The sequence below is a fragment of the Aquabacterium sp. UBA2148 genome (assembly GCF_002328915.1).
Classification (GTDB): domain Bacteria; phylum Pseudomonadota; class Gammaproteobacteria; order Burkholderiales; family Burkholderiaceae_C; genus Aquabacterium; species Aquabacterium parvum.
In genome coordinates, this window is sequence record NZ_DCXA01000150.1 from 27,222 (window position 1) to 27,881 (window position 660).

The window sequence follows — 660 nt, forward strand, 5'->3', positions numbered from 1 at the left end:
GCGGCTGGCCTCGCTGGTGGATGGCACGAGGCCCGCCTGCTTGAGCAAGGCTCCGATGCCCAGGCCCTCTGCGGGAGCGGTCAGCGACACCTCGGGGATGTCGTCGGGCACGCCACCCTTGGAGCGGTTGACAAAGTCCTGCAGCGCCGATTCAGCGGCCGCAGCACCATGGAAGCGCGTGACGATTTCCTGGCCCAGCATGACCTTGGCGTCGCGCGGGTTGCGGCCCGCGGCGCACTCGGCCCTCAGTTGCTCGATTTCAGCCAGCGAGCGGAAGCTCAGCAAGGTGAAATACGTCCACATCAGGTCGTCGCTGACGCTCATGAGCTTGCCAAACATGTCGTTCGGGGCTTCGCTGATGCCGATGTAGTTGTTCTTGGACTTGGACATCTTCTCGACGCCGTCCAGGCCGACGAGCAGGGGCATGGTCAGGATGCACTGGGCCTCCTGGCCGTATTCGGCCTGCAGGTGGCGACCCATCAGCAGGTTGAACTTCTGGTCGGTGCCACCGAGTTCCAGGTCGGACTTCAGCGCCACCGAGTCGTAGCCCTGCATCAGCGGGTAGAGGAACTCGTGCACGCTGATCGAGGTGCCGGCGTGGAATCGATCGTGGAAGTCGTTGCGCTCCATCATGCGCGCCACGGTGTAGCGGCTGGCGAG

The 660-nt window shown here is 64.4% G+C and carries 1 protein-coding gene; it reads right to left on the reverse strand.

What is annotated here, in order from left to right:
* A partial coding sequence (gene tyrS, locus B2W70_RS08285; protein ID WP_286744665.1) for a tyrosine--tRNA ligase occupies positions 1–660 on the reverse strand: 660 nt, incomplete at both ends.